Raw genomic sequence first — 24,579 nt, forward strand, 5'->3', positions numbered from 1 at the left:
CGGTGGACGCTGGTTCACGTCTGACGACGGCGTGGGTTAAGCGTACGGCAAAACCGTGTGGTCCTGGCGCCCGTTGCAGGCGTCAAGCTGTCGGAGAAGCGCAAGCGGGAACGGCGGCGACGGAGTCAACCAAGAACTCGTCTTCGGGGAGAGCACGGCATAAGCCGTAAAGCCATTGCGGAGGGAAGGCCGGGTGTTCTCCGCTGCCCTGTATGCTCGTGTGCAGCCTACTTAGTGCAAACCGCACACGAGACCGCGGGTGCAGCGCGCACCCGGTCTTCCCTGCGCCCTTGTTTGAAGAGGGCGGGAAGTTTCTTAGCAAAGCTCGGGCGCAATGCGCCGCGAGAATGCGAATGTTTGTCCGTCATCCTGAGGTGCGAGCGTAGCGAGCCTCGAAGGATGAATCGGCCACAGACGGGCCGTCGTCCTTCGAGGCGCGCAAGGGCGCGCACCTCCAGCGACAACGGCGAAGCCGTTGCGCGGGGATGACGGATTTGAGGGAAGGCGCATTGCGCTCGCAACGACGGTCAAAGGCGAACTTCGTAAATCCACGTGACTTGCCGTCGTTTCCCTGTCGCATCGCGCTGCTATCCGCTTTTGCAGGGGCGCGTCATCGATTCGCGTGGGGCTATCAGTCGCGTCGGTTGTCATCGCCCTGTCACAGGGATCTGTTAGGTGCACGGCATGGGTAGTGACTCCTCGAGTGAAGAGAGCCCGGAGCGGCGCTTTCGCACTTTGTTTATCTCCGACGTCCATCTCGGAGCCCGCGGCTCGCAAGCCGACCGGTTGCTGGACTTCCTCAAAAGCCACGATGCCGACACTATCTATCTCGTCGGCGATATCGTCGACGGCTGGGCGCTGAAGTCCAACTGGTACTGGCCGCAATCGCATAACGACTTCGTGCAGAAAATGCTGCGCAAGGCGCGCAAGGGCGCCAAGGTCGTTTACGTGCCGGGCAATCACGACGAGTTTCTGCGCAACTATTACGGCACCCATTTCGGCGGCATCGACGTGGTGGAAAACACCATTCATGAGGGCGTCGACGGCAAGCGCTATCTCGTCATCCACGGCGACATCTTCGATCTCGTGGTGCAGAACGCGCGCTGGCTCGCCCATCTCGGCGACAAGGCCTATGATTTCGCCATTCAGATGAATCGCCTGGTCAATTTCTTCCGGCGCATGTTCGGCGTTCCCTATTGGTCGCTGTCGCAATGGGCCAAGCTGAAGGTCAAGAACGCGGTGAATTATATCGGCGCGTTCGAAAAGACCCTGGCCGGCGAAGCGCGGCGTCACGGCGCCGATGGCGTGATCTGCGGCCATATCCACTACGCCACGATCCGCGACGAGCATGGCATCCGCTACATGAACTGCGGCGACTGGGTCGAAAGCTGCACCGCGCTGGTCGAGCACGAGGACGGCCGGTTCGAAATCATCACCTGGGCCGATCCGCAGCGCCGGCTGGCGCCGGTTCCCCGCGTCGCGGCGCGTGCGGCATGACGCATATCCTGGTCGCGACCGATGCGTGGCATCCCCAGGTCAACGGGGTGGTACGGACGCTGACCATGATGGCGGAAGCCGCCAAGGGCTTCGGCGTCGATGTCAGCTTCCTGACGCCGCAATCGTTTCGCACCTTTGCGATGCCGAGCTATCCGGATTTGCAGCTCGCGCTGCCTTACCCGGCGAAGATCGCGGCGCTGATCGAAGCGGCAAAGCCCGACAGCATTCACATCGCGACCGAAGGTCCGATCGGCTTATTGGTGCGCCGCTATTGCCGCAAGCACGGGCTGCCGTTCACCACGAGCTTCCACACGCGCTTTCCGGAATACGTCTCGGCGCGCTCGCCGATCCCGGAAAAATGGGTCTGGCGCGCGCTGCGCTGGTTCCACCCTCCGAGCCAGGCGGTGATGGCGGCGACGCCGGCGCTTGCAGCTGAATTGCGCCAGCGTGGATTTCGCAATGTGGTGCTGTGGTCGCGTGGCGTCGACACCTCGCTGTTTCATCCGCGCAGCGCCGACCTCTGTCTGCCGCAGCCGGTGTTCCTCAGTGTCGGCCGCGTCGCGGTCGAAAAGAATCTCGAGGCGTTCCTCGACCTCGATCTGCCCGGCACCAAGCTTGTTGTCGGCGATGGCCCGGCCCGTGTGGCGCTGGAGCGGAAATATCCGGACGCGGTGTTCCTGGGCGCCCGGCACGGCGAGGAACTGGCAGAGATTTATGCGGCCGCCGACATTTTCGTGTTCCCGAGCAGGACCGACACCTTCGGTCTGGTTCTGCTGGAAGCGCTCGCCAGCGGGCTGCCGGTTGCCGCTTTTCCGGTCACCGGTCCCCTCGACGTGATCGGTGCGGCGCCGGTCGGCGTCCTCAGCGAGGATTTGCGTAGCGCCTGCCTCGACGCGCTGCAGATCTCGCCGCGGGCCTGTGTGGCGTTCGCCGCCGCCCACACCTGGCAGGCCTCGGCGCGGGTTTTTGTCGATCATGCCCTCAATGTCCGGGCCCCAGGCTCCGAAGGCGAGATGGTCGAGTTTGTGGAAGACCCGCATTTCGCCGCCTGACTTCACCGGATTGCGTCTTGCCCGCCTGTCCACGGACGCGATACAAAGTGGTCATGACGGATCAAGCCTCGATGGCACCGATTGGTGCCGCAGATATCGATGCGGCGGCGCGGGTGGTTGCGCCCTTTGCGGTGCGAACGCCGCTGTTGTCGTTCCCCGTTCTCAACGAACGAGTCGGAACCAAGGTTTTTCTCAAGCCGGAAATGCTGCAGCGGACCGGTTCTTTCAAGTTCCGCGGCGCCTTCAACAAGCTCGCCTCGATCCCGCAGGCCGAACGCGGCGGCGGTGTGGTCGCGTTCTCGTCCGGCAACCACGCCCAGGGCGTGGCGGCGGCGGCGCAGATCCTCAACATGCAGGCAACCATCGTGATGCCCAAGGACTCGCCGCTGACCAAGCGCGAGCGCACCAAGGGCTATGGCGCCGAAGTCGTGCTTTATGACCGCGACAAGGAAGATCGCGAGGCGATCTCCAGGGACATCGCGAGCAAGCGCGGCGCCACGCTGGTGCGCCCCTATGACGATCCCTTCGTGATCGCGGGGCAGGGCACGGCGGGCCGCGAGATCGCGGAGGATATGACCGTGCTCGGCCTGATGCCCGACATCGTGGTGGCGCCGGCTTCCGGCGGCGGGCTGATCGCGGGCGTTGCGACGGCCATCAAGGCGCGCTTTCCGCAATCGACCCTCATCGTCGCCGAGCCCGAGGGCTACGACGATCACGGTCTCTCGCTGCGCGCCGGCCATCGCGAAGCCCATCATGCGGCCGATCGCACCATCTGCGATGCCCTGATGGCCGCGATCCCCGGCGTGATGACGTTCTCGATCAACAGCAAGCTGCTGGCCCAGGGCGTGGTCGCCTCCGATGCGGAAGTCGGGGCGGCGGTGGCCTATGCCTACCGGGAACTGAAGCTGGTGGTCGAACCCGGCGGCGCCGTCGGCCTCGCTGCCTTGCTGGCCGGCCGGATCGATGTGCGCGGCAAGAACGTCGTCATCGTTCTCTCCGGCGGCAATGTTGACGCCGACCTGTTCGCCAAGCTGGTCGCCTGAATAGGTGCGGCAGGACGCCGCAGGTCGCGACGGCTCAGCTCGACCTGATCGCGAGAACTGCCAAATCCCGTGATTCCCGAGCGCTTGCGCCTTAGTCCAACTGCTGGCCCGCCGGAGTCCAGCCCATTGCTGTGGTAGTGTTGCACCGCAGATACACGCGAGTTCCCCAAATGTAGGTACGGTGTTCCCGTTGAGGAACAGCTGAATGAACTTGGGGCTTGGAATGAATATCCGGAAGTGCGGTTTTTGGATCTCGGCGACGGCGCTCGGCGCGATGATCCCGTTTGGAACCGCCCTGGCGGCCGACATGCCGGTGAAGGCCGCGCCGATCGTGGCGGCGGCCTACGACTGGTCCGGCGTCTATCTCGGTGTCCACGCCGGCTATGGCGGCGGCATGAAGGATTGGGATGCGCGCAACGCCGATTTCGTCGCCCGCGGGTTCCTCGCCGGCGGTCAGGTCGGCATCAACAAGCAGATTTCAAGCTTCGTGTTCGGCCTCGAGCTCGACGGTTCGTGGGCCGATATCAGTGGCTCGCAGTTTGTCAGCGTCGGCAGCGCGGCGCTTGGCATCACCAGTTCCCAAACCGCCAGATCGAAGATCGACGGTCTCGTCACCATTGCGGGCCGGGCCGGCCTTGCGGCCGATCGCTGGTTCGTTTTTGCCAAGGGCGGCATCACCGTGGCGCACGAGCGTCATTCGATGGATGCTTCCGCGACCGGATTTGGCGCGACCGGAACGGCTACCGCCAATGGCAACGAGATTCGCTATGCGCCGATGGTTGGATTCGGCGCCGAGTACGCGCTGGGCGGCAACTGGTCGGTCAAGGGCGAGTACAACTACATCCATTTGGACACGACGACGACCACGTTGAGGGGCACCGCGACACAGGCCGGGCTCACCGCTCCGTTGGCCGATGCGCAGATCGAAGAAGCGATCCATGTCGTCAAGGTCGGCGTCAATTATCGCTTCGGCGGCGTTGCAAAGGATCCGTCCTATGCGCCGGTGCCCGCCGCGCCGGGCACCAACTGGTCGGGCGCCTATATCGGTGCGCAGGCGGGCTATGGTTTCGGCCGCAAGCAATGGCCGGACCTAGGGCAGGCCGTCGCTGTGACCAACCTGCCGCAGTATGACATGACGGGGTGGCTGGCTGGCGGCACCGTCGGCGTCAATGCCCAGGCCGGGCGCTTCGTGTTCGGCGTCGAAGGCGAGATCCTGGGGACAGACATCAAGGGAAGCCAGACGATTGCGCTTGCTGCGCCTGGTGTCACCCAGACCCTCAACTATGACAGCAAGATCGACTGGCTCGCGCTCGCAACCGCGCGCGCCGGCTTCGTCGTCGGCGATCGCCTGATGTTCTACGGCAAGGGCGGCCTTGCGATCGCGCAGGAGAAGCACAATTTCAGTTTCGCCACGATTGCCGTCCCGGGTCCGGGCAGTATCGGGGCTAATGTATCCGCGAAGGCCGTGCATACCGGCGTGGTGGTGGGCGCCGGTGGTGAATACGCGCTGGGCAACAACTGGTCGATCAAGGCGGAATACGACTACATCAAGATGTTCGCGCAGCAGGTCACAGCCACGGGCACCGTGAATTTCAACATCCCATTCGTGCTTATCGGTACCGGCGGCTCGGCCTTCCAGGCCAGCAAGCTGACCCAGGATCTGCACCTCGTCAAAATCGGCGTGAACTATCATTTCAGCCCGATGCCGACCGCGGTCACCGCGCGTTACTGATCGGCGCTGCGGAAAGCTCATACGAAAAGGCCCCGGCATCGACCGGGGCCTTGTTGCATGATCGTGCGATCAGCGCCTGAATCCGCCGCCGCCAAACGAGCGGCCACTGCCGAACGAACCGCCGCCACCGAATGAGCGGCCACCACCGAACGAATGCCGCGAGTGCGCAAACGAGCTACGCGAGTGGTTCGCGGCGAAGCGGTGGCTGGAGTGGCTGTGCATGCCACCGCCCATCCTGCGCGGTCCGCGATCGTGGAATCGGCTCTTGCCATGCATGTGATGGGCATGGGCGTGGGCGTTCATCCCTGAGGAAGTGTGGGTGAACCTGCCCGGCCTGTGGCCGTTCATGGAGGCGGACACATTCATTCCCTTTGCCGATGAGGCCAGGGCCGGCGCACGATGGCCGTGCGAAAAGCCATGCCCATGGTGGCCCGAATGCTTCGACAGGCGGTTGAAGTGCATCAGCGGAACGTGTCTCGGCTGCGATTGCAGCCTCAATGCGGTGCGCGCATACGGACTATCGGGGAAGCGGTCGCGGAACGACCTGTAGCCGCCAGATGTGTTCGTGAGCACCGCCTTGTGCCATGCATATGACTGCCGCCAGTTGCCGAGCAGCACGCGAACGCGATCGGACAGCGGGTCGGACGGATACAGCTGAATGAATTCCTCATAATGTTCGGGCGAACCTTCCGACAGCACGTAATCATAGGCCTGACGCACCGAACGCGAAGGCAGGTTCGACGCCATCTGAACCACCGGGCCGCGATCGGGCGCGCGGGTCGCCGCAACCGCCGTGTCGCCGAAGAAATAGAAGTCGTTGGTCAGCGACGAGCTTTCCCACGGCGTCTGCCGGCCGCCGGTGGCGTTGTTCACTTCGAGACGAACGCGCTTGAACAATTGCTCGATCGGCAGATTGGGCTGCCGCGCGATGTTCAGGAACGCCGACGTATAGGGGCTGTGATTGCCATCGCCATCATGGGCCACCATGCCCGGCGCCGTCGAATACCCGACGATCGAACCGGCCGGCGCATCGACCATCGCAAGGCCGCGCCCGGAATCGTCGACGTCGGGAAAGGGATTGTTGCGGCAGGCGTCGAGCACGACGATCCGCATCCGGCTCGAGATGGTTTCCAGCGTTCCCATCAGATCGACCAAGCGCAGCGAATTGCTGTCGAGATCCGACAGCTTGGAAATTTTCGCGTCGATCGGCAGCAGGTAATTTTCGCCCTCGAGCTGCACGCCGTGCCCGGCATAATAGATCATGGCGACGGCATTGGGTCCGCGATTGGAAACCCGGTCAACAAAATCCTCCACCGCCTTGATCATGTCGCTGCGCGTCAGATCGGTCGCCGCGGTGACTTCAAAGCCCGCCGTGTTGAGGAGCTGTGCCACCGATCGCGCATCGTTGCTCGGATTGGCGAGCCGCGGCGCGGTCTGGTAGTTCGCGTTGCCGATCACGAGCGCGACCCGCTGCTCGGCCGGCAGCGATCGAACGCCGTCGCTGATGGCAGCGTTCACCGCCTCTGCAGAAGCGGTGCTGGTGTGTGCCAAGCTCAGCAGGCTGCCCAATAGACCGGCGCAAAGCGCCAATGATTTGAACCCTGGCATGGGTGTCCTCCATCCAATCTCAAGGCGAGATGTCCGGCGGACAGGCTAGTTTGGGGTGGGGGTGCTGTACGTGACCTCGGTCACTGTTCGATTTCGGGAGCCGCGGAGGTGGGCTTCACGAAAAGAACGCGATCTTCTCGGCCTGGCTCATGCGCCGGATCGGGGCCAGCGGATCATTGGCCGCGACAGGTCTGCGCACGATGCCGCTGGCGATGATCGACGAGCCAAGCGAGATTTCCAGCGCCGGCTCCGGCGCGGCTGCGGCAACGGGCTGAGGTGGTGGTTGAACCGCCGGCTCGACCGGCGCGGCCATCATTGGCTCGGGCAATGCAGCGACGATTTCGGGCGGGGCTGGAAGCGGCTCGACAATCTGAGCCTCCTCAATAATCGGCTCCGCAAGCCGGGTTTCCTCAACTATCGGCACTGCGATGTGGGCTTGCTCGATCTCCGGTTCGACGAACTCATCGTCGTCGATGGGATCGGGCGCGCCCATCTCCATCGCGATCATATCGAGGACCGCCTCGTCATGGGCGTCGGCAGCCTCGGCGGTGAGTTCAATCCCGGCCGTCTCGGCGGTTTCCACTTCCTCCAGCGCGGCGTCGGCCTGGGAGACCACAGCTTCGGCGACCATAACTTCAGCGACCAAAGCTTCAGCGACGACGGCTTCGGCGGCCGGAGCTACAGCGTCGATCGAGAAGGAACTGGTTGAAGCCTGAGTTTGCGAGGCGGGCAGTTCCTCGATGATCTCGGCGACTGCCGGGGACTCATCCTGCGCCACCGGGGCGGGCGCGGCGACATACGCCTCAGCAACTGGCGTCTCGGCAACCGGCGTCTCGGCAACTGCGGCCTCGGCAACCGGCGCGGCTGTCTCTTCATCACTGAATTCTGCGATCCGTCCGGCAAGCGAAGCGAACGCGGCCTCCAGCGCCGCCTTGGCCTCATCGGAGGAGATTTGCTCGGCGCCCTTCTCGATGACCTGAACCTGCGAATCGATCAGGTCGCAGATTCGGCTGTCATTGCCGATTTCGCGCAAGCGCCAGGCGATCTCCCGAATCACCCGCGCGCCCTTGCGCACCGGCGCCAGTTTCTCGTTCAGCGCAAGGGCGTCGATCGCCCCCATCGCCGAACTCTGCGCCGCCTCCAGCGCCCCGCGAATCGCAATCAAGGCCTCAACTAATTTGGCCTCGGCGAGGCTATTGTCCGCGACGGCGTCCGCCGCCGCTCGCTGTGCGTTGGCAGCTTCGCGCTGTGCGTTCGCAGCCTCCCGCTGGATGGCAAGGCTCTCTTCCTTCTGCGCGGCGAGGCTTTGCTCGATCCGCGCCACCGCATCGAGCACCATGCTGGTGTCGGCGTTGCGGTTGCGCTTGGCGTATTCGCCGAGAAACCAGCGGCCTCGCGAGGTCTCCATGAAGGCTTCGCTGATCGCAGCATAGTCCTCCTCGCCCGGCAGCGCGGCGCGTGCTGAGATCGGCGAAAGGGCGAATGCTTCGTCGGCCATGCTAAACTCTTCGCGCAAATCACCGCGCGTTGCGATAACGAAACAACACGATATCGGGCGAATCGCAATTGAATTGATGCCAAGCGAATCACAAATCCCCATCGCATCTCAAGGCGCATCGAAGCGATTCGCGGCGCGGCTGGCGCTGTTCTACGGCGCGACGTTCGGGACGATGGGCACCCATCTGCCGTTTTTCACGCTGTGGCTGAAGTCGGTCGGCATCGACGCCTCCTGGATCGGAATCATTTCCGCGGTTCCTGCGGTGACGCGATTTACCGTGCTGCCGTTCGTGACCGGTGCCGCCGGGCGGCGCTATTCGCTGCGCGCGGTCCTGATCGTCACCGCGACCGCCACCGCGCTCGGCTTTGCGGTGATCGGCACGCAATATCTGCCGCTTGCGGTGCTGCTCGCTTATGCAGTGACCTGCTGCCTGTGGACCCCGATGGTGCCGCTGACGGACGCTTACGCACTCGGTGGGGTGGCGCGCTATGGCCTGAATTACGGACCGCTGAGGCTATGGGGCTCGGCGGCCTTCGTGGTGGGCGCATTGATCTGCGGCCTGCTGGTCGATTTCATTGCGGCTAGCCGGCTGATCTGGGTTATTGCGGCGGTGGCGGCGCTCGGCGCGGTCGCGAGCCTGGGGCTGCAGCCGCTGGACCGGCCAAAACCGCCGGCGACCGCGGTGCTTGGCGCGAGCGCCTTGCTGCGAGATCCCGGTTTCCTCGCCATCATCGTCGCAGCCGCCCTTATCCAGGGCAGCCACGCCGCCTATTACGCCTTTGCTTCCATCACCTGGCAGGCGTCCGGCCTGGACGGGCTGACCATCGCCGGCCTGTGGGTGCTGGGCGTGCTCGCCGAGATCGTGGTGTTCGCGCTCTCGCCGCGTTTCACGCTGGCGCCGGCGCTGCTGGTGGTGATCGGCGCGCTCAGCGCGGTGGCGCGCTGGCTGATCACCGCGCAAGAGCCCTCGATCGTGGTGTTGTCTTTGGTACAGCTCGCGCATGGCCTGACCTATGGACTGACGCAGGTCGGCGTCATGGGGCTGCTGGTGCGTCACGTGCCCGGCCATGTGATGCCGCGCGGGCAGGGCTATCTTGCGGCTTGCGGCGGCATCGTCAGCGGCACGGCGTCCGTCGTGTCGGGGCTGATCTATGCCGGCCATGGGCAGCGGGTCTATTACGTGATGGCGGCGATGGCGCTGCTGGCTGCGATCGTGATGTGGCTGGCGCGGCACCGGCTACCAGCGTTTTCAAGCGAAGTGGGCACCGGTTCGCGCTAGAAAACGCGTCAAAATAGAATCTACCGCATCAGCCCCAGAGCGCGGCTTCCGGCGGATAGACCAGACTGCCTTCGTAGCGCAGCCCGTCCTCGCGGTCGTGCTCCAGCAACAGCGGGCCGTCCAAGTCGACGAAGCGCGCGTGTTGCGCCAGCAGCATTGCAGGAGCCATCGCGAGCGAGGTGGCAACCATGCAGCCGATCATGATTTCGAAGCCGAGTGCGTGCGCGGCATCGGCCATCGCCAACGCCTCTGTCAGTCCGCCTGTCTTGTCGAGCTTGATGTTGACGGCGTCATAGCGTTCGCGAAGGCCGCTGAGCGAGGCGCGGTCATGCACGCTTTCGTCGGCGCACACCACGATCGGCCGCTTGATGCGCGCCAGCGCGGCATCATTGGCGGCGGCAAGCGGTTGCTCGACCAGCGTCACGCCGAGTTCCGCGCAGGCATTGAGGTTCCGCTCGAGGTTGTCGGAGGTCCAGGCCTCGTTGGCGTCCACGATCAACTCGGATTCGGGGGCTGCCTTGCGGACGGCGGCGATCCGCCGCTCGTCGCCGTCGCCGCCGAGTTTGATCTTGAGCAGCGGGCGGCGCGCGGCCTTGGCGGTCGCTGCCGCCATCGCTTGCGGCGTTCCCAGCGAAATCGTGAAGGCGGTGGTGCAGGCTCGCGGCGCCGGCCGGCCGAGCAGGGTCCAGACGCGCTGGCTGCTGCTTTTGGCCTCGAGGTCGAGCAGCGCGCAATCCAGCGCGTTACGGGCGGCGCCTGCTGGCATCGCGGCCTGCAGGGCCGTTCGGTCCAATCCCCTGGACAGCGGTTCCTGCATCGCCTGAAGGGCAGCCAGGGTCGCTTCCGCCGTTTCGCCATAGCGGGGATAGGGAACGCACTCGCCGCGCCCGGTATGGCCGCCATGGCTGACTTCGGCCACGACGGTAACCGCTTCCGTCTTGGCCCCCCGGCTGATGGTGAACGAGCCGGCGATTGGCCAGCGTTCAATGCGGGCAACAAGCTGTCGGGCAAATTCCTGGGATTGGCTGGAAGTCATTTTAAAATCTGGCAATTTCTGAACCGCGCGCTTGCTCGCCGCAACCAACTATGGCTGGTTAGGGACAGATTCTACAAGGCAATGCGGCGTGCCGGACCATACCTTTTGCATCATTAGCGGGCGGGCCAGGGGGCGGGCATCGTGAGCGCAGACCCGACACTGGAGCGGATAGCCCAGGGTAACGGGCTTGCGCTGTGCGCTGCCGGTTCGTGGACGGCCCGCTTCGCCCCGGTGCTCGAGAAAATGGTGGCCGATGCCGAGAAGCTTCGCGGCAGCCGCCCCAACATCTTCATCGACGTCTCGCAGGTGTCGAAACTCGATACGTTCGGCGCCTGGCTGATCGAACGGCTGCGCCGCAGCCTGACCGATGGCGGCATCGAGGCCAAGATCGCCGGCCTGTCGGCGAATTATTCCAGCCTCGTCGACGAGGTGCGCCGTGTCAAAGCCGAGCCTGTCGTCCAGACCCGTTCGGTGACGATCACCGGCATGCTGGAGCAGATCGGCCGCAGCGTCGCCGGCATCGGCGGCACCCTGGTCGGATTGATCGAGATGCTCGGCGCGGTGCTGGCAGCGGCCGGCCATGTCCTGATTCGCCCCCGCGGTTTCCGCCTGACCTCCACCGTGCATCATCTGGAGCAGGTGTGCTGGCGCGCGGTACCGATCGTGGTGCTGATCACGTTCCTGATCGGTTGCATCATCGCGCAGCAGGGCATCTTCCATTTCCGTCAGTTCGGTGCCGATATTTTCGTGGTCGACATGCTCGGCGTGCTGGTGTTGCGCGAGATCGGCGTGCTGCTGGTGGCGATCATGGTGGCGGGGCGTTCGGGCTCAGCCTACACCGCCGAACTCGGCTCGATGAAAATGCGCGAGGAGATCGACGCGCTGCGCACCATGGGTTTCGATCCGATCGAGGTCCTGATCCTGCCGCGCATGCTGGCGCTGGTAATGGCGTTGCCGATTTTGGCTTTCCTCGGCGCGATGGCAGCCCTCTATGGCGGCGGCCTCGTGGCGTATCTCTATGGCGGCGTCGAACCCGAAGCCTTCCTGCTGCGGCTGCGCGACGCGATCTCGATCAATCACTTCATCGTCGGGCTCATCAAGGCGCCTGTCATGGCCGCGGTGATCGGCATCGTGGCCTGTGTCGAGGGGCTTGCGGTGCAGGGCAGCGCCGAATCGCTCGGACAACACACCACGTCGTCGGTGGTGAAGGGAATTTTCCTGGTCATCGTCATGGATGGCGTGTTCGCCATCTTCTTCGCATCGATCGGAATGTGACCATGGTGGGCGAGATTTCCGATGCCATCATCCGGGTCCGCGACATCACCGTGCAGTTCGGCAAGACGCGGATTCTCGACGGGCTCAATCTCGACGTGAAGCGCGGCGAGATCCTGGGCTTCGTCGGCCCCTCGGGCGCGGGCAAATCCGTGCTGACGCGCACCATCATCGGCCTCGTGCCCAAGGTCGCCGGCCGCATCGAAGTGTTCGGCGTCGATCTCGACAAGGCCTCTACGACCGAGCGGCGCGGCGTCGAACGGCGTTGGGGCGTGCTGTTCCAGCAAGGCGCGCTGTTTTCCTCGCTTACCGTGCGACAGAACATCCAGTTCCCGGTGCGCGAATATCTCAACCTCTCGCAGCGCCTGCTCGACGAGGTCATGGTGGCCAAGCTCGGCATGGTGGGCCTGAAGCCCGAAGTCGCGGACAGGTTTCCGTCCGAGCTTTCCGGCGGCATGGTCAAGCGCGTGGCGCTGGCGCGCGCGCTCGCACTCGATCCGGAACTGGTGTTCCTGGACGAGCCGACCTCGGGCCTCGACCCGATCGGCGCCGGCGATTTCGACGAGCTGGTCCGTACCCTGCAGCGTACTTTGGGGCTGACCGTTTTCATGGTAACCCACGACCTCGACAGCCTTTACACGGCTTGCGACCGTATCGCCGTTTTAGGGAACGGTAAGATCATTGCAGCAGGATCAATTGCCGACATGCAGGCCTCGCAGCATCCATGGCTGCAGCAATATTTTCACGGCAAACGCGCCCGCGCTGTGATGGGCTAGAGCGTTTTCGAGCGAAGCGGGTACCGGTTCGCATGAAGAAAACGCGTCAAAAGGATAAAGTCGGGCGCCTGGTTCTGATCAGAACCGAGCCCTAATACCGGAGTAATTCGAGTTATGGAAACGCGGGCGAACTACGTCCTGATCGGTGCCTTCACCCTGGCGGTGATCGCGGCGGCGTTCGGATTCGTACTCTGGTTCCAGAGTCTGCACACCACCAAGGCGCGCAGCCCGCTGCGGGTGATTTTCGAAGGCCCGGCGACCGGCCTGCGCAATGGCGGCAGTGTCAATTTTAACGGTATCCGGGTAGGCGAGGTTGTCCGCGTGAAGCTGGACAACCCGCGTCGCGTCGTCGCATTGGCGATGGTCGAGAACAACGCCCCGATCCGCAAGGACACCCTGGTCGGCCTCGAATTCCAGGGACTGACCGGCGTGGCTGCGATCTCGCTCAAGGGCGGCGAGGAGGGGGCGCCTCCCGTGCCGCTGGACGAGGACGGCGTTCCGGTTTTGACCGCCGATCCGGCCGCGCTGCAGGACGTCACGGAGTCAATCCGCGCCACGTTGCAAAACGTCAACCGGATCGTCGCCGACAACCAGGAGTCCGTGAAGAACTCGCTGCGGAACCTCGAGACCTTTACGGGAGCGCTCGCGCGCAACTCCGAGAAGATCGACAACGTCATGCTCAAGGTCGACGGCGTGATGCTCAAGGCCGACAATCTCATGCTCGGCCTCAACACCATCGCGGGCGGCGCCAACGGCGGCGAGTTGAACCTGATGGTGAAGTCGATCCGCGAACTGGCCGACGATCTCGACAAGCGCACGGGCGCGCTGATTTCCGATGGCCGCCGTACGCTCGCCGACATCAGCCGTGCGGTGAACAATTTCGACCGCAATCCGAGCCGCGTCATTTTCGGCGGCAGCAACAACGCTGCGCCGGCAGAACCCGCGGCAGCACCGCCGCCGGCCAGGCCAGCCGCGCCGAGACCGCCCGCCGCGGCCGCAGCACCGAGCGGGCAGAAGCGGCAGTAATTGGCGAATAACGAATAGATCGCTGCGAGAGCCGCCGTCATTGCGAGCCACCGGGTCGCGCAAACGCGCTCCCGATGACAGGCTCCGCGAAGCAATCCATCTCGCGGCATACCGGATAGATGGATTGCTTCGTTGCTTCGCTCCCTTGCGCAAACGCTTCGCGTTTGTCGCACGCAATGACGAGCGGAGAGAGTGGTCACCGGAGGTGCGCTACTTCACTTCCAGATAGGCCATCAGCTTTCCTCCGCTCAAAATAAAACGGAGGCCGCGAGGCCTCCGTTTTTTATCTCGTTTGCTTGAGCCCGAACCTTATCCCAGCCGTCCCGCCGCATGCGCGAGCAGGGTATAGACGAGGCCGGTCTCCGAGGTCAGGTGACCGCGCAGCGCCTGCGGACCGCGATCCTCCCGCGCGACTTCGTCGAGCAAGCGTTCGAACTCGGCGATGTAGCGGTCGACCGTCTGCTTGAAGGTACGGTCGGCGCGGTATTTGCGGGCGACCTCATCGAACGCCTTCTGGCCGGCGGGCGTGTAGAGCCGCTTGGTGAAAGCCTTGCTCTCGCCGCGCTGATAGCGGTCCCACATCTCGGCCGCGAGATTGCGATCCATCAGCCGGCCGATGTCGAGCGACAGCGATTCCAGCGGATTGGCCGGGCCTTGCGGCGCGCGCGGGCGGGGAGCCTCGCGTCCGCTCGGACCAGGCGCGTCGGTGCGGCTGAGCAGGTCGGACAGCCATCCGTCGCGTCCACCGTCCTGGCTGCTCGCCGGGCTGACCGGCGGGGCTTCGGTGCGGCGCGTCGCCGGCATGCCGAGATCCGGCGGCGGCAGGTTCGACGCGCTGCCGGTGTCGCGCATGCGCACGTCATTGCGGCCGCCGCCAGCGGCTGCTGCCATCACGGGTTCTTCCTGGCGCTGCACGCTGGCGCGGCTCGTCGTCATGACGTCGAGGCCGCGGCCGTGATGGGCGACGATCCGGTTGAGTTCGGCCAGCGCCTCGATCTGGTCGACGATCACCTTGCGCATCTGCGCGGTGTTGTCGGCGGCCTCCTGCGGCATTTCGAGCACCCCGCGGCGCAGTTCGTTGCGGGTCGCCTCGAGCTCGTGATGCATCTCGGAGGCCATCTGCTTCATGGCCACCACCATGGCGCCGAACTTCTCGGTCGACTGCTTGAACATCGCGTCCGTTTCGGCGTTGCTCTGCTGATACAGTTCGTTCATGGCGTCGATGGTCTGGTGCCGCTCGTTTTCGGCTGCGACACGAACCGCTTCGAACTGCCGGCTGATCGCGGCAGAACCGGCGCCGGCGGTTTCCGCCACCACGCGGGCGATGTCCCGGGCGCGTTCCTCGGCGGCGGCAAGCGATTCATCCAGCAAGCCGGTGAAGCGTGACAGCCGCTGATCGAGGTCGGTGGTGCGCAGATCGATGGTGGTCACCAGCGATTCAAGTTGCGATTTGCGTTCGGCGACGGACGTCGTGGTGGTGCGGTTGGCCTGTTCGACCGCGCTGGCGGCATCGACCAGCGCCTTGCCGTGGGTTTCGAACTCGCTCGACAGCGAGCCGAGATCCTCCAGCGCCTTCGAGGTCTTGGTGTTGAAAGTAGTGAGCTGGTCTTCCAGCGTCTGGGTCGCGACGCCGTTGCGCGAGGTGACGTCGTTCATGGCGGACACGAAGTCGGCCACGCGGGTCACCAAGGCGCGCTCCAGCGAGTTGAGGTTGTCGTGAGCGCCGGTCAGCACTTCCTGCAGCAGGATGTTGCCTTCACGCAGCCGCTCGAACAAAGCGACGGTGTCGGTGCGCAGGATCTTGCTGGTCTCCTGCATTTCGGTGACGGCCGCGATCGAAACCTGACGCGACTGGTCGATGGCCGAACGCGACGACTGCTCGAGATCCTTCAGCGACTTGGCCACCGCGCCGGTTGCCATATCACCCGCGGAGGTGATCGTGCGGGCGACTTCCGAGCCATGGGTCGCCATCGATTGCGAGAACGCCTGGCCCCTGGTCTCGATCGACTTCAGCGAGTCGGCGGTGACGCGGTCGAGCTCGGTCGTGAGCTGGGTGGTCTTGGCGCTGAGCGCCTCGACCAGCGAACCACGGCGGCTGTCCACGATCTGCGCCAGACGATCGGTCTGCTGCTGAACGTAGGTGACGATTTCGTCGGTCTTGCCGGTCATCGTCGAGCCGAAATTGCTGCTGGCTGACAGCACCGAGCGTTCGATGTCGGCCGAGGTCGTCTTGACCTTGGAGCTGACTTCGTTCGACGCGGCGACGAGCGCGCTCTGTGCGTTCTGCGCGCTGGCCTGGATCGCGTTCTGCGCAGTCTGCGCCGTGGTCTGGATGTTGTCGGTGGTGGCCGCGGTGACCGCAGCGAGCGAACGCTCAATGTCGCTGGCGATCGCCTTGATCTGGCTTGCGGCGTCGGCCGAAGTCGCGGCGAACGAGCTCTGCGCTTCGCGCGCGGTGCCGAGGATCGCGGCGGCGGTGCCGGCACCGACCGCACTCAGCGTGCGTTCGACATCGATGGCCAGCGACTTGACGTGGTCGGCGGCTTCCGTCGACGCGGTGGAAAGCGCGCTCTGCGCTTCACGGGCGCCTGATGTGATCGACTCGGCGGTGGCATTGCCGGCCATCGAGAGCGAACGTTGCATGTCGGCTGCCAGCGACGCGACCTTGGTCGCGACGTCAGTCGATGCCGTGAGGAGGGTGTTCTGAGCTTCGCGCGCACCCGACGTGATGGCTTCGGCAGTGGCTGTGCCGGCGGCAGACAGCGAACGCTCGACATCGGCCGTGAGCGACTTGACCTGGCTGGTTGCATCCGTGGAAACGGTGACGAGGGTGTTCTGGGCTTCGCGTGCACCTGACGTGATGGCCTCAGCCGTGGCGGTGCCGGCGGCCGAGAGCGAGCGTTCGACGTCGGCAGCGAGCGACTTGACGTGGCTGGCTGCATCCGCGGACGCGTTGATGAGGGTGTTCTGGGCGTCGCGGGCACCGGCGGTAATCGATTCCGCGGTGGCGGTGCCGGCGATCGACAGCGAGCGCTGCACGTCGGCGGCGAGCGACTTGACCTGGTTCGCCGCATCCGTGGACGCGTTGACCAGCGTGCTCTGCGCCTCGCGGGCACCGGCGGTAATCGATTCGGCGGTGGCGGTGCCGGCGATCGACAGCGAGCGCTGCACGTCGGCGGCCAGCGACTTGACCTGGTTGGTGGCCTCCGTGGAGGCGGCGATCAAGGTGCTCTGGGCTTCGCGAGCGCCGGTCGTGACGGCTTCGGCCGTGGCGGATCCGGCGGCCGAGAGGGCACGTTCGACGTCGGCGGCGAGCGACTTGACCTGGCTTGCCGCGTCCGCGGACGCCGCAACCAGCGTGGTCTGGGCCTCGCGGGCGCCGGAGAGCACCGACGCAGCGGTGGCGTTGCCGGCGGCCGAGAGCGTGCGCTCGACGTCGTCGGCCAGCATTTTGATCTGGGACGCCGCTTCGCTGGAAGCCGAAACCAGCGAGGTCTGGGCCTCGCGGGCGCTGGTGAGGATCGAGTTCGCGGCACCGGTGCCGACGGCGGTGAGGGAGCTTTCGACCTCGGCGGATGTCAGCCTGAGCTGGGCGCCGACATCGGACGAAACCGTGAGCAGCGCCTGCTGCGCGGTGCGCGCGCCGGTCTGGATGGTTTCAGAGGTGTTGACCACGAGGTTGGTGAGCGAGCGCTCGGCGTCCTCGACATGCGACCTGATGCCCGAGGACAACAGTTCGGCGCGCGCCATGAGGTCGTCGCTGGCCTGACGGCCGCTGCTTTCGATACGGCCGGCCACGGCTTCGACGCGCGAGCCGAGCAAATCCTCGAACTGGGCGACGCGCATGTCGATGTCGGTGGCGACGGCGCCGACCCGGGTTTCGATACCCTGGTGGATATCCTGGAACCGAGCCGCGATGGTGTCGGTCAGATAGGCGCTGCGGCCGTCGATGGTCTGGGTCACGCTGGTGATGCGCTGGTCGACGGCTTCGACTGCCTGTGCAGTGCCAACGGTCAGCGCCGTGGTGACGTTGGCGAGGCGCAGGTCGATGGCTTCGACGGCTTGCGCGGTGCCTGTCGTCAGCGACGTGGTGACGGTGATAAGGCGCTGGTCTATGGCTTCGATGGCTTGCGAGGCGCCTGTTGTCAGCGACGTGGTGACGTTGGTGAGACGCTGGTCGATGGCCTCGACGGCTTGCGCGGCGCCAACCGTCAGCGACGTCGTCAGGTTGGTGAGGCGCGAGTCGATCGACTGGATGGCCTGCGTGGTGCCTCCGGTCAGCGACGAGGTGAGTTCGGTGAGACGCGAGTCGATCGAATGGATCGCCTGCGCGGCACCGTCGGTCAACGAACTCGCCAGTGTGCCGAGGCGGTCATCGATCGTCTCGGTGACGGACCTGGCGCGGGTGTCGAAGGTCTGCTCCAGCGCTTTCAGGCGGCCGTCGACGGTCTCGTCGAACGACCTGATCTTGGTGTCGAGCGAGTTGTCGAGATGGTTGACGCGCGTGCTCAGCGTGGTTTCGAACTGCAGCAGACGCTGATCGAGCGAGGCGGTGATCTCGCCGCTGTTGGAGATCAGGCGGGTGTCGAAGGTATCGACATAGTTTTTCAGGCTTTCGGCGATGTCCTGCGTCCGCTGCCCCATGCGGTCGACGATCTCGCCGCCGAAGGTTTTGACGGTGCGGTCGAATTCGGAGATGTGACGGGTGATCAGGGCGCCGAGCGTGCCGGAGTCGCGGGCGAACTTCTCGACCAGTTCGCTGCCCTGGTTCTTTACCAGTTCGTCGAACGCGCTCATCTGCAGCGAGAGGCTGTCATGCGCGGTCTCGGTCTGGCTGACGACCTTGGCGACCAGCGAGTTCACGGTCACGTCGAGCGCGTCGCTGGCCTTGTCGCCGGAGGTCATGATGCGGGTCGCGAGGCGGTTGCCGGCCTCGTCGATCTTGCTGACGAGGTCGCCGCTGCGCAGCTCGAGCTCGAGCAGCAGCGAGTCGCTGGAATTCTTCAGGGAGTCGTGGACCTGTTCGGTGCGGTCGGAAATGCCGTCGACGATGGTCGAGGAACGCTGCTCGAACTCACCGGTGATGCGGTCGATGCGCTCGTTCAGCATCTCATGGACGCGATCGGCCAGATCGACGAACTCGTCATGGACGTGGCCGGTCTTGAAGTTGAGGCTGGTGGTCAGCCGTTCCGAGGCGTCGAGCACGGCGCGGGTGGTCTCGGCGCTGGCTTCCTCGAGGCGGTCGAGCAGGTCGCCGCCGCGCTCGCCGAGCGCGAGGATCATGTTGTCGCCGGCATGGCTCAAGGCGGTGGTGATGTGGGCGCCGCGTTCTTCCAGCGCGCCGGTGATGCTTTTGGCGACTTCGTCGACGCGCGAGGCGATCGCGTCCGAGATCAGCGCGATGTCGTGGCGCAGGTCGATCTGCACGCCGGAAATGGCGCTGCGAACCTGCTCGGCCTGGCCGACCAGGTTGTCGCGCTGATGGGCGATGTCCTGCAGCAGCGCGCGGATGCGCACTTCGTTGTCGGAATAGGCGCGCTCCAGCGCCGCGACTTCGTTGGCCACCAGCGTTTCCAGTTCGCCGGCGCGCGCGATCGCGCGTTCGACGCCGTCGCCCATCGCAGCTACTTCGCGGCGGATCGCCTGGCCGACCGTCACCATCGAGTCGGAGGCGGCGCCTTCGGGCTCGGAGAAGCGGATCGCGACCTGCGCCATCGATTGCGCGATCATCCGCATTTCCTGGCCGCGCCAGGCCAGGCTCGCGAGGAAATAGAACAGCAGCACCGGCGCAAAGAACAGCGCGGCGAGGCCGCCCAGCACCAGCACGCCACCGCTCTGTCCCATTGCGGCCTGCAGCGAAGGCAGGAACGCGGCGGTCAGCAGCGCGCAGCCGACGATCCAGACGCCGGCGAACACGGTGGCAAGCGTATAGACGCCGCGGGCAGGGCGGCCCTTCTGGATTGCCTGGAGAATTTGTCCGATGGTTTCGCGGTCATCGTTGGCGGCGCGACGCGGGGCGCGCGGCTCTTCGATCGGATCGAATACCTGGCGGTCGACGCCAGAACGCGCATCTACACGCGTATCGAACGAGGTCTCGGGGTAGGCCGGGGGCGCGGACGAAATGCTTGATGGCGAAAGGTCACTGTTGCCGATCGAATTGCGATTGGGATCGACAGTGGTGTCACTGATGTTCAGCGCTTCCTGAATGGCGGAAAGCGCGACTTCGGTGGGATCTTTGACCTTCTTGGGATTGTTCGCCATGTTCAGTCGAGCCCTCTTGCTTTTTTACGCGTCCAGATGGTCTTGCAAACGCCCCCGCAAGCCCGAACCGGATCTTTGCCCCCAACACGGACCGCAGCCGCGCCCCGTCGGCGGCTTGTCCGCTACATCCGCAAACATCCTATTGGTTGAGTGATGCGAATGAAATGGTCGCGATTAAGACATTCTTAATCATCGTTAACAGCTTTGTGGCTTAAGGCCTTACGGATACTGGAAATTCCCGTGGGAGGCTGTCCTTTACGGCAACTCCTCGGCGAAAAGTAGGCGAAGTTGCGGCAATTCCGACGAACGTTCCATTAACCAGTTTCGTGATTGGGTGGCAAAACGGCCCTGTCTGGATCGGTCCGGCGGGGAGATGTGGGTCAGGCCATGCCGCTTCACCTTGAACGGATACAATGGATGCCATCGCCGCCGCTCGCTCCCGATGACGGTCCGATCGATTTCGAACACCTTAGGCGCATGACGCTTGACGACGCCCGCCTCGAACAGGAGGTGCTGGCGATGTTCGCGGCCCAGTCGGCCAAGCTGATGGCCATGCTTGCCACCGTGCCGGCAGATGCCGATGCGCTGGCCCATACGCTGAAGGGCTCGGCCCGCGCGATCGGCGCCTTCGGTGTGGCGGAAACCGCCGCCCGGCTGGAGGAGGTTCTTGCTGATGGCGCCGATCCGTCCCGGGTTGTTGCCGAACTCGGTGAGGCCATTGCGCGGGCGCGGGCGGAGATCGAGGCGATCCTGCGCCGGTCCTGACGCGGGCCTGTGATCTGACGCCCGCCAAAAGCCCGCCAAATTAGCCCCTTAGGTTTTCGTCCCGACCGCTGGCGCTGTGCGGATCGACCCGTTATAGGACTGCCGGGGACCCTCCTACCTATACCGGCAGCACGAGCGATCATGGCCAAAATCCACTTTGTCGACCATTCCGGCGAAAAACGAACCATTGAAGTCGAAAACGGCGCGACCGTGATGGAAGCTGCGATCCGCAACGCCATTCCGGGCATCGAAGCCGAATGCGGAGGGGCCTGCGCCTGCGCGACCTGCCACGTCTATGTCGAGGAAGAATGGCGCGAGAAGGTCGGCTCGCCCACCCCGATGGAAGAGGACATGCTGGATTTCGGCTTCGACGTACGGCCGAATTCGCGCCTGTCGTGCCAGATCAAGGTCTCCGACGAACTCGACGGCCTCGTGGTCTCGACGCCGGAGCGGCAGGCGTAGAGCCTGGTCCAGCTTCGCCGGATGGTTCAGCGCGCTCCGGCGCGCTCCTTTTCGACCAATTCCTCATCGACCGCATAAACCGCGCAGTCGGCGGCAGCTCTTGCGCATGCGGCAAGGGCTGCGTCCCGCGCAACGACGGCCGACCGCTGCCCGGCGCGGTAGCCAAAGCCGCCGGTCGGGGACACCGCAAATGCCTTGTGAGGGCTCGCGGACAAATAATCTGCAAAGGCTGAGCGGCCTTTTTCACCCAACCGGGGCGGCGGCGGAAGCGGTGCCGCGGCCAGTTCCCGCGTTCCCAGATTCTGCTCGTGCAGGAAGCGATCGACCATCGGGGTCCATAGCGCAATGCCCCTTGAGAAGAGCGTGTGGCCGTCGTCGCGGAACGCAGGGGCGTCGATCAATTCAGCGCGGCCGCCGGCGCCGGTGAACGCCGCGTGCATCCGGTGCGCGAGGTCGGGGCGAAAGAACTTGTCGTTCTCCGCATAGATCCACAGCATCGGAATTCGCGACGTCCGGCCGAGAGCGGCAAATGCCCGGACCAGTGCCGCCTCGTCGCAGACATCGTCATCGGCACGTGAACCGCGACCGCCGGCGAAGCTGATCGCAGCGACGAGGCCGGGCGGCGCAGTGGCGGCGAGCGCGATGCTGGCAAAGCCGCCCGCCGAGGAGCCGACCGCGATCATGCCGCTCGTGGAAACGTCGGTGCGGTCGTGCATGGCCCGGATCGCGGCGCCCAAATCTTCGGCAGACGCCCGGGCCGATCGCAAATAATCACGATTGGCGCAGCGACCGTTGCTCTCGGCATATCGGCCGCCGGAGTCGCCATAGCCTCGCCGCATCACGACCAGCGCCGCGAAACCGCGCCGCGCGAATTCGATCGCCTGCCGGTACATTCCATAGGGCGACATGGTGGCTCGCGCGGTGTGATCGCGCGGTGCGCCGTGGCTGATCAGCGCCAGCGGAAAGCGTCCAGTGCCCGATGGTCGCACCAGCATTGCCTCAAGGCCCGCCGTTTCCGCAGCCGCCATCGGAATGCGCAAATCCTCGCGATAAAATCCATCGGCCGCGGCGGGCTGTATCGTCGCGAAGACGATCAACACCGCCAGCAGCGTGGCGCGCATTATCGTCCGTCCATTCCGCGCCGCAGCCAGCGCTGGAAGTTTCCGATGATCTCCTCGGTCAGCGGTGTCGGCTTTCGCGTGGCCTCATCGAGCAGCACCGATACCGATTGCGCCGAGGCGACGCATACACCTTCGGAGAACACCACTTGATCGAAGGTCACGGAGGTGCGGCCGAATTTCACCACCCCGAGCCCCAACTCGATGGTGCCCGGCCAGCGCAGCTCGGCGCGGAAATGGATGTCGAGCCGGACCATGATCCAGCTGACGCCGTCGGGCATCAGCCCGTAGCTGCGGTCCTTCATCAGCGTGACGCGGCCGGTTTCGAAATAGGTCGCATAGACCGCGTTGTTGACGTGCTGGTTGGGGTCGAGGTCGGCGAAACGCACATTGTCGGTCAGCCGGTAGGGGAAATCCTCCAGGCGCGGCGTTGAATCGAGGCGGGCAGGGGCGTTCACGGGGCGGTCTCCGAACGTTTCACGTTGTTACAGCCCAGTTATCCTGCTCCGGCAAGGGGTTGAGGCGAAGGCCACCTGCCATATTATGGCTTTCCTGTTCCACCGGCGTTGGCTAGACAGACGCTGCCCCAGAAGCGCCGCCCAGGCCATCGGCTTGGTCCAACCGAAAAGAAGCTTTAGATGAGCGAAGCGATCAAAACCGATGTGCTGATTATTGGTGCAGGTCCTTGCGGACTGTTCGCCGTGTTCGAACTGGGCCTGCTCGACATGAAGACGCATCTGGTCGACATCCTCGACAAGATCGGCGGCCAGTGCGCCGAGCTCTATCCGGAAAAGCCGATCTACGACATTCCCGGCATTCCCTTTGTCACCGGCCAGGGCCTCACCGACGCGCTGCTGGAGCAGATCAAGCCGTTCAATCCGACCTTTCACCTCAACGAGATGGTGGAGACGATCGAGAAGATCGGCGATCCGCTCTTTCGCGTCACCACCGACGCCGGCCAGGTGTTCGAATGCAAGGTGGTCGTGATCTCCGCGGGCGGCGGCTCGTTCCAGCCCAAGCGCCCGCCGGTGCCGGGCATCGAGGCCTATGAGGGCACCTCGGTGTTCTACGCGGTGCGCAAGATGGAGCAGTTCCGCGACAAGAATATCCTGATTGTCGGCGGCGGCGATTCCGCGCTCGACTGGACGCTCAATCTGCACCCCATTGCCAAGCGCGTGACGCTGTTGCACCGGCGCGACGATTTCCGCGCAGCTCCGCACAGCGTCGAGCAGATGCGCGCACTGGTGGCTTCCGGAAAAATGGACCTGAAGATCGGTCAGGTCACCTCGCTTGAAGGTGAGGGCGGCAAGCTCTCGGGCGCCATGATGAAAGGCAACGACAACGCGGTCTCGAAAGTCGAGTGCGATACGATGCTGCCGTTCTTCGGGCTGACCATGAAGCTCGGACCGGTTGCGAACTGGGGCGTTGCGCTCGAGAACAACCTGGTGCCGGTCGAAACCGCCGCCTTCGAGACCAATGTATCCGGCATTTTTGCGATCGGCGACATCAACACCTATCCGGGCAAGCTGAAGCTGATCCTGAGCGGATTCCACGAGGGCGCGCTGATGGCGCAGAAGGCGCACCGTTACGTCTATCCGGACAAGCGTCTCGTCTTCCAGTACACGACCTCGTCATCGAGCCTGCAGAAGAAGCTCGGCGTCAACTGACAGCCGGCGCATTTGACGAAAGTGTTTGACTAAGCGTTCGACTGACGTTCATTTTACAGCAAGCGCCCCTGAGCTGTCCCATTCGGAGAGCACCGTGAAACGTTGGTCGAACCGAGTGAGGCGGTGCGCGGTCATCGTGTTTTTGTGCGCCCTGCTGCCGGCGGCGGGTAGCGCCGCCGGTGGCGAGAGTTCGGACGACCCCATCAAGGTCGGCGTCCTGCATTCACTTTCGGGCACCATGGCCATCAGCGAAACCACGCTGAAGGATACCGTCCTGTTCCTGATCGACGAGCAGAACAAGAAGGGCGGCGTGCTCGGCAGGAAGCTCGAGGCGGTCGTGGTCGATCCGGCGTCGAACTGGCCGCTGTTTGCGGAAAAGGCCCGCGAACTGATCAGCAAGGACAAGGTCGCCGTCGTATTCGGCTGCTGGACCTCGGTGTCGCGCAAATCCGTGCTCCCGGTGTTCAAGGAGCTGAACTCGATCCTG

At 64.6% G+C, this 24,579-nt stretch carries 18 protein-coding genes; 12 read left to right on the plus strand and 6 right to left on the minus strand.

The features are described 5' to 3' along the window. The first annotated feature begins 684 nt into the window (after nt 1-684). The 4 genes from JQ575_RS41075 (at nt 685) to JQ575_RS41090 (ending at nt 5,324) form a co-directional block, all read left to right on the plus strand. Nucleotides 685-1,497 (plus strand): UDP-2,3-diacylglucosamine diphosphatase, encoded by an 813-nt coding sequence (locus JQ575_RS41075; protein WP_212038858.1) that lies wholly within the window; start codon nt 685-687, stop codon nt 1,495-1,497. Then, nucleotides 1,494-2,549, plus strand: coding sequence for a glycosyltransferase family 1 protein (locus JQ575_RS41080; protein WP_212038859.1), 1,056 nt, complete (start codon nt 1,494-1,496; stop codon nt 2,547-2,549). The genes JQ575_RS41075 and JQ575_RS41080 overlap by 4 nt, the downstream gene beginning before the upstream one ends. A gap of 71 nt (nt 2,550-2,620) precedes the next feature. Continuing rightward, nucleotides 2,621-3,592, plus strand: coding sequence for a threonine/serine dehydratase (locus JQ575_RS41085; RefSeq protein ID WP_409364882.1), 972 nt, complete (start codon nt 2,621-2,623; stop codon nt 3,590-3,592). A 223-nt stretch (nt 3,593-3,815) separates the two neighbouring features. Then, nucleotides 3,816-5,324 carry an outer membrane protein gene (locus JQ575_RS41090; RefSeq protein WP_212038861.1) on the plus strand — a complete coding sequence of 503 codons (1,509 nt, stop codon included), beginning with the start codon at nt 3,816-3,818 and terminating at the stop codon, nt 5,322-5,324. Between the two features lie 69 nt (nt 5,325-5,393). Here JQ575_RS41090 and JQ575_RS41095 read toward each other — a convergent pair whose 3' ends face one another. Together JQ575_RS41095 and JQ575_RS41100 are read right to left on the minus strand one after the other, a co-directional pair. Beyond that, nucleotides 5,394-6,932, minus strand: a complete 1,539-nt coding sequence (locus JQ575_RS41095; RefSeq protein WP_212038862.1) for a caspase family protein — start codon at nt 6,930-6,932, stop codon at nt 5,394-5,396. A 115-nt stretch (nt 6,933-7,047) separates the two neighbouring features. Then, nucleotides 7,048-8,271: a hypothetical protein gene (locus JQ575_RS41100; RefSeq protein ID WP_312016117.1), complete on the minus strand. Its 1,224-nt coding sequence runs from the start codon at nt 8,269-8,271 to the stop codon at nt 7,048-7,050. Between the two features lie 235 nt (nt 8,272-8,506). Here JQ575_RS41100 and JQ575_RS41105 point away from each other — a divergent pair, with 235 nt between their 5' ends. Beyond that, nucleotides 8,507-9,709 carry an MFS transporter gene (locus JQ575_RS41105; protein WP_212038864.1) on the plus strand — a complete coding sequence of 401 codons (1,203 nt, stop codon included), beginning with the start codon at nt 8,507-8,509 and terminating at the stop codon, nt 9,707-9,709. A gap of 28 nt (nt 9,710-9,737) precedes the next feature. Here the strand turns inward: JQ575_RS41105 and dgcA are convergent, their stop codons facing one another. Beyond that, nucleotides 9,738-10,745 (minus strand): N-acetyl-D-Glu racemase DgcA, encoded by a 1,008-nt coding sequence (dgcA, locus tag JQ575_RS41110; RefSeq protein ID WP_212038865.1) that lies wholly within the window; start codon nt 10,743-10,745, stop codon nt 9,738-9,740. A gap of 141 nt (nt 10,746-10,886) precedes the next feature. On the opposite strand from dgcA, the gene JQ575_RS41115 reads away from it, so the two are divergent. The 3 genes from JQ575_RS41115 (at nt 10,887) to JQ575_RS41125 (ending at nt 13,819) form a co-directional block, all read left to right on the plus strand. Next, nucleotides 10,887-12,020 (plus strand): ABC transporter permease, encoded by a 1,134-nt coding sequence (locus JQ575_RS41115; RefSeq protein ID WP_212038866.1) that lies wholly within the window; start codon nt 10,887-10,889, stop codon nt 12,018-12,020. A 2-nt stretch (nt 12,021-12,022) separates the two neighbouring features. Next, nucleotides 12,023-12,793 carry an ABC transporter ATP-binding protein gene (locus tag JQ575_RS41120; protein WP_212038867.1) on the plus strand — a complete coding sequence of 257 codons (771 nt, stop codon included), beginning with the start codon at nt 12,023-12,025 and terminating at the stop codon, nt 12,791-12,793. Nucleotides 12,794-12,907: 114 nt separating this feature from the next. Next, nucleotides 12,908-13,819: an MlaD family protein gene (locus JQ575_RS41125; protein WP_212038868.1), complete on the plus strand. Its 912-nt coding sequence runs from the start codon at nt 12,908-12,910 to the stop codon at nt 13,817-13,819. A 309-nt stretch (nt 13,820-14,128) separates the two neighbouring features. Here JQ575_RS41125 and JQ575_RS41130 read toward each other — a convergent pair whose 3' ends face one another. Continuing rightward, entirely contained in the window at nt 14,129-20,080 is a 5,952-nt protein-coding gene (locus JQ575_RS41130) for a negative regulator of septation ring formation (protein WP_212038869.1), read from the minus strand. A gap of 387 nt (nt 20,081-20,467) precedes the next feature. Between JQ575_RS41130 and JQ575_RS41135 the strand changes: the two genes are divergently transcribed. Beyond that, entirely contained in the window at nt 20,468-20,845 is a 378-nt protein-coding gene (locus JQ575_RS41135) for an Hpt domain-containing protein (protein WP_212038872.1), read from the plus strand. A gap of 141 nt (nt 20,846-20,986) precedes the next feature. Beyond that, nucleotides 20,987-21,307 (plus strand): 2Fe-2S iron-sulfur cluster-binding protein, encoded by a 321-nt coding sequence (locus tag JQ575_RS41140; RefSeq protein ID WP_192737738.1) that lies wholly within the window; start codon nt 20,987-20,989, stop codon nt 21,305-21,307. Nucleotides 21,308-21,333: 26 nt separating this feature from the next. On the opposite strand, the gene JQ575_RS41145 is transcribed toward JQ575_RS41140, so the two are convergent. Together JQ575_RS41145 and JQ575_RS41150 are read right to left on the minus strand one after the other, a co-directional pair. Further along, nucleotides 21,334-22,428, minus strand: coding sequence for a S9 family peptidase (locus tag JQ575_RS41145; RefSeq protein ID WP_212038870.1), 1,095 nt, complete (start codon nt 22,426-22,428; stop codon nt 21,334-21,336). Continuing rightward, nucleotides 22,428-22,883: a thioesterase family protein gene (locus JQ575_RS41150; RefSeq protein ID WP_212038871.1), complete on the minus strand. Its 456-nt coding sequence runs from the start codon at nt 22,881-22,883 to the stop codon at nt 22,428-22,430. The genes JQ575_RS41145 and JQ575_RS41150 overlap by 1 nt, the downstream gene beginning before the upstream one ends. Nucleotides 22,884-23,063: 180 nt before the next feature. On the opposite strand from JQ575_RS41150, the gene JQ575_RS41155 reads away from it, so the two are divergent. Beyond that, nucleotides 23,064-24,092, plus strand: a complete 1,029-nt coding sequence (locus JQ575_RS41155; protein ID WP_192737735.1) for an NAD(P)/FAD-dependent oxidoreductase — start codon at nt 23,064-23,066, stop codon at nt 24,090-24,092. Between the two features lie 133 nt (nt 24,093-24,225). After that, nucleotides 24,226-24,579 (plus strand): transporter substrate-binding protein (locus JQ575_RS41160; RefSeq protein WP_409364883.1); only part of this gene is annotated, 354 nt, incomplete at its 3' end.

The organism is Bradyrhizobium sp. JYMT SZCCT0428 (genome assembly GCF_018131075.1).
GTDB lineage: Bacteria > Pseudomonadota > Alphaproteobacteria > Rhizobiales > Xanthobacteraceae > Bradyrhizobium.

Bases quoted from the DNA above. Each gene is read 5' to 3' on its own strand.
- JQ575_RS41100 (WP_312016117.1), bottom strand. From the start codon at position 8,271: ATGGTGCTCGATGCGGTGGCGCGGATCGAGCAAAGCCTCGCCGCGCAG.
- JQ575_RS41075 (WP_212038858.1), top strand. From the start codon at position 685: ATGGGTAGTGACTCCTCGAGTGAAGAGAGCCCGGAGCGGCGCTTTCGC.
- JQ575_RS41105 (WP_212038864.1), top strand. From the start codon at position 8,507: ATGCCAAGCGAATCACAAATCCCCATCGCATCTCAAGGCGCATCGAAG.
- JQ575_RS41095 (WP_212038862.1), bottom strand. From the start codon at position 6,932: ATGCCAGGGTTCAAATCATTGGCGCTTTGCGCCGGTCTATTGGGCAGC.
- JQ575_RS41155 (WP_192737735.1), top strand. From the start codon at position 23,064: ATGAGCGAAGCGATCAAAACCGATGTGCTGATTATTGGTGCAGGTCCT.
- JQ575_RS41125 (WP_212038868.1), top strand. From the start codon at position 12,908: ATGGAAACGCGGGCGAACTACGTCCTGATCGGTGCCTTCACCCTGGCG.
- dgcA (WP_212038865.1), bottom strand. From the start codon at position 10,745: ATGACTTCCAGCCAATCCCAGGAATTTGCCCGACAGCTTGTTGCCCGC.
- JQ575_RS41145 (WP_212038870.1), bottom strand. From the start codon at position 22,428: ATGCGCGCCACGCTGCTGGCGGTGTTGATCGTCTTCGCGACGATACAG.
- JQ575_RS41135 (WP_212038872.1), top strand. From the start codon at position 20,468: ATGCCGCTTCACCTTGAACGGATACAATGGATGCCATCGCCGCCGCTC.
- JQ575_RS41085 (WP_409364882.1), top strand. From the start codon at position 2,621: ATGGCACCGATTGGTGCCGCAGATATCGATGCGGCGGCGCGGGTGGTT.
- JQ575_RS41080 (WP_212038859.1), top strand. From the start codon at position 1,494: ATGACGCATATCCTGGTCGCGACCGATGCGTGGCATCCCCAGGTCAAC.
- JQ575_RS41090 (WP_212038861.1), top strand. From the start codon at position 3,816: ATGAATATCCGGAAGTGCGGTTTTTGGATCTCGGCGACGGCGCTCGGC.
- JQ575_RS41120 (WP_212038867.1), top strand. From the start codon at position 12,023: ATGGTGGGCGAGATTTCCGATGCCATCATCCGGGTCCGCGACATCACC.
- JQ575_RS41140 (WP_192737738.1), top strand. From the start codon at position 20,987: ATGGCCAAAATCCACTTTGTCGACCATTCCGGCGAAAAACGAACCATT.
- JQ575_RS41130 (WP_212038869.1), bottom strand. From the start codon at position 20,080: ATGGCGAACAATCCCAAGAAGGTCAAAGATCCCACCGAAGTCGCGCTT.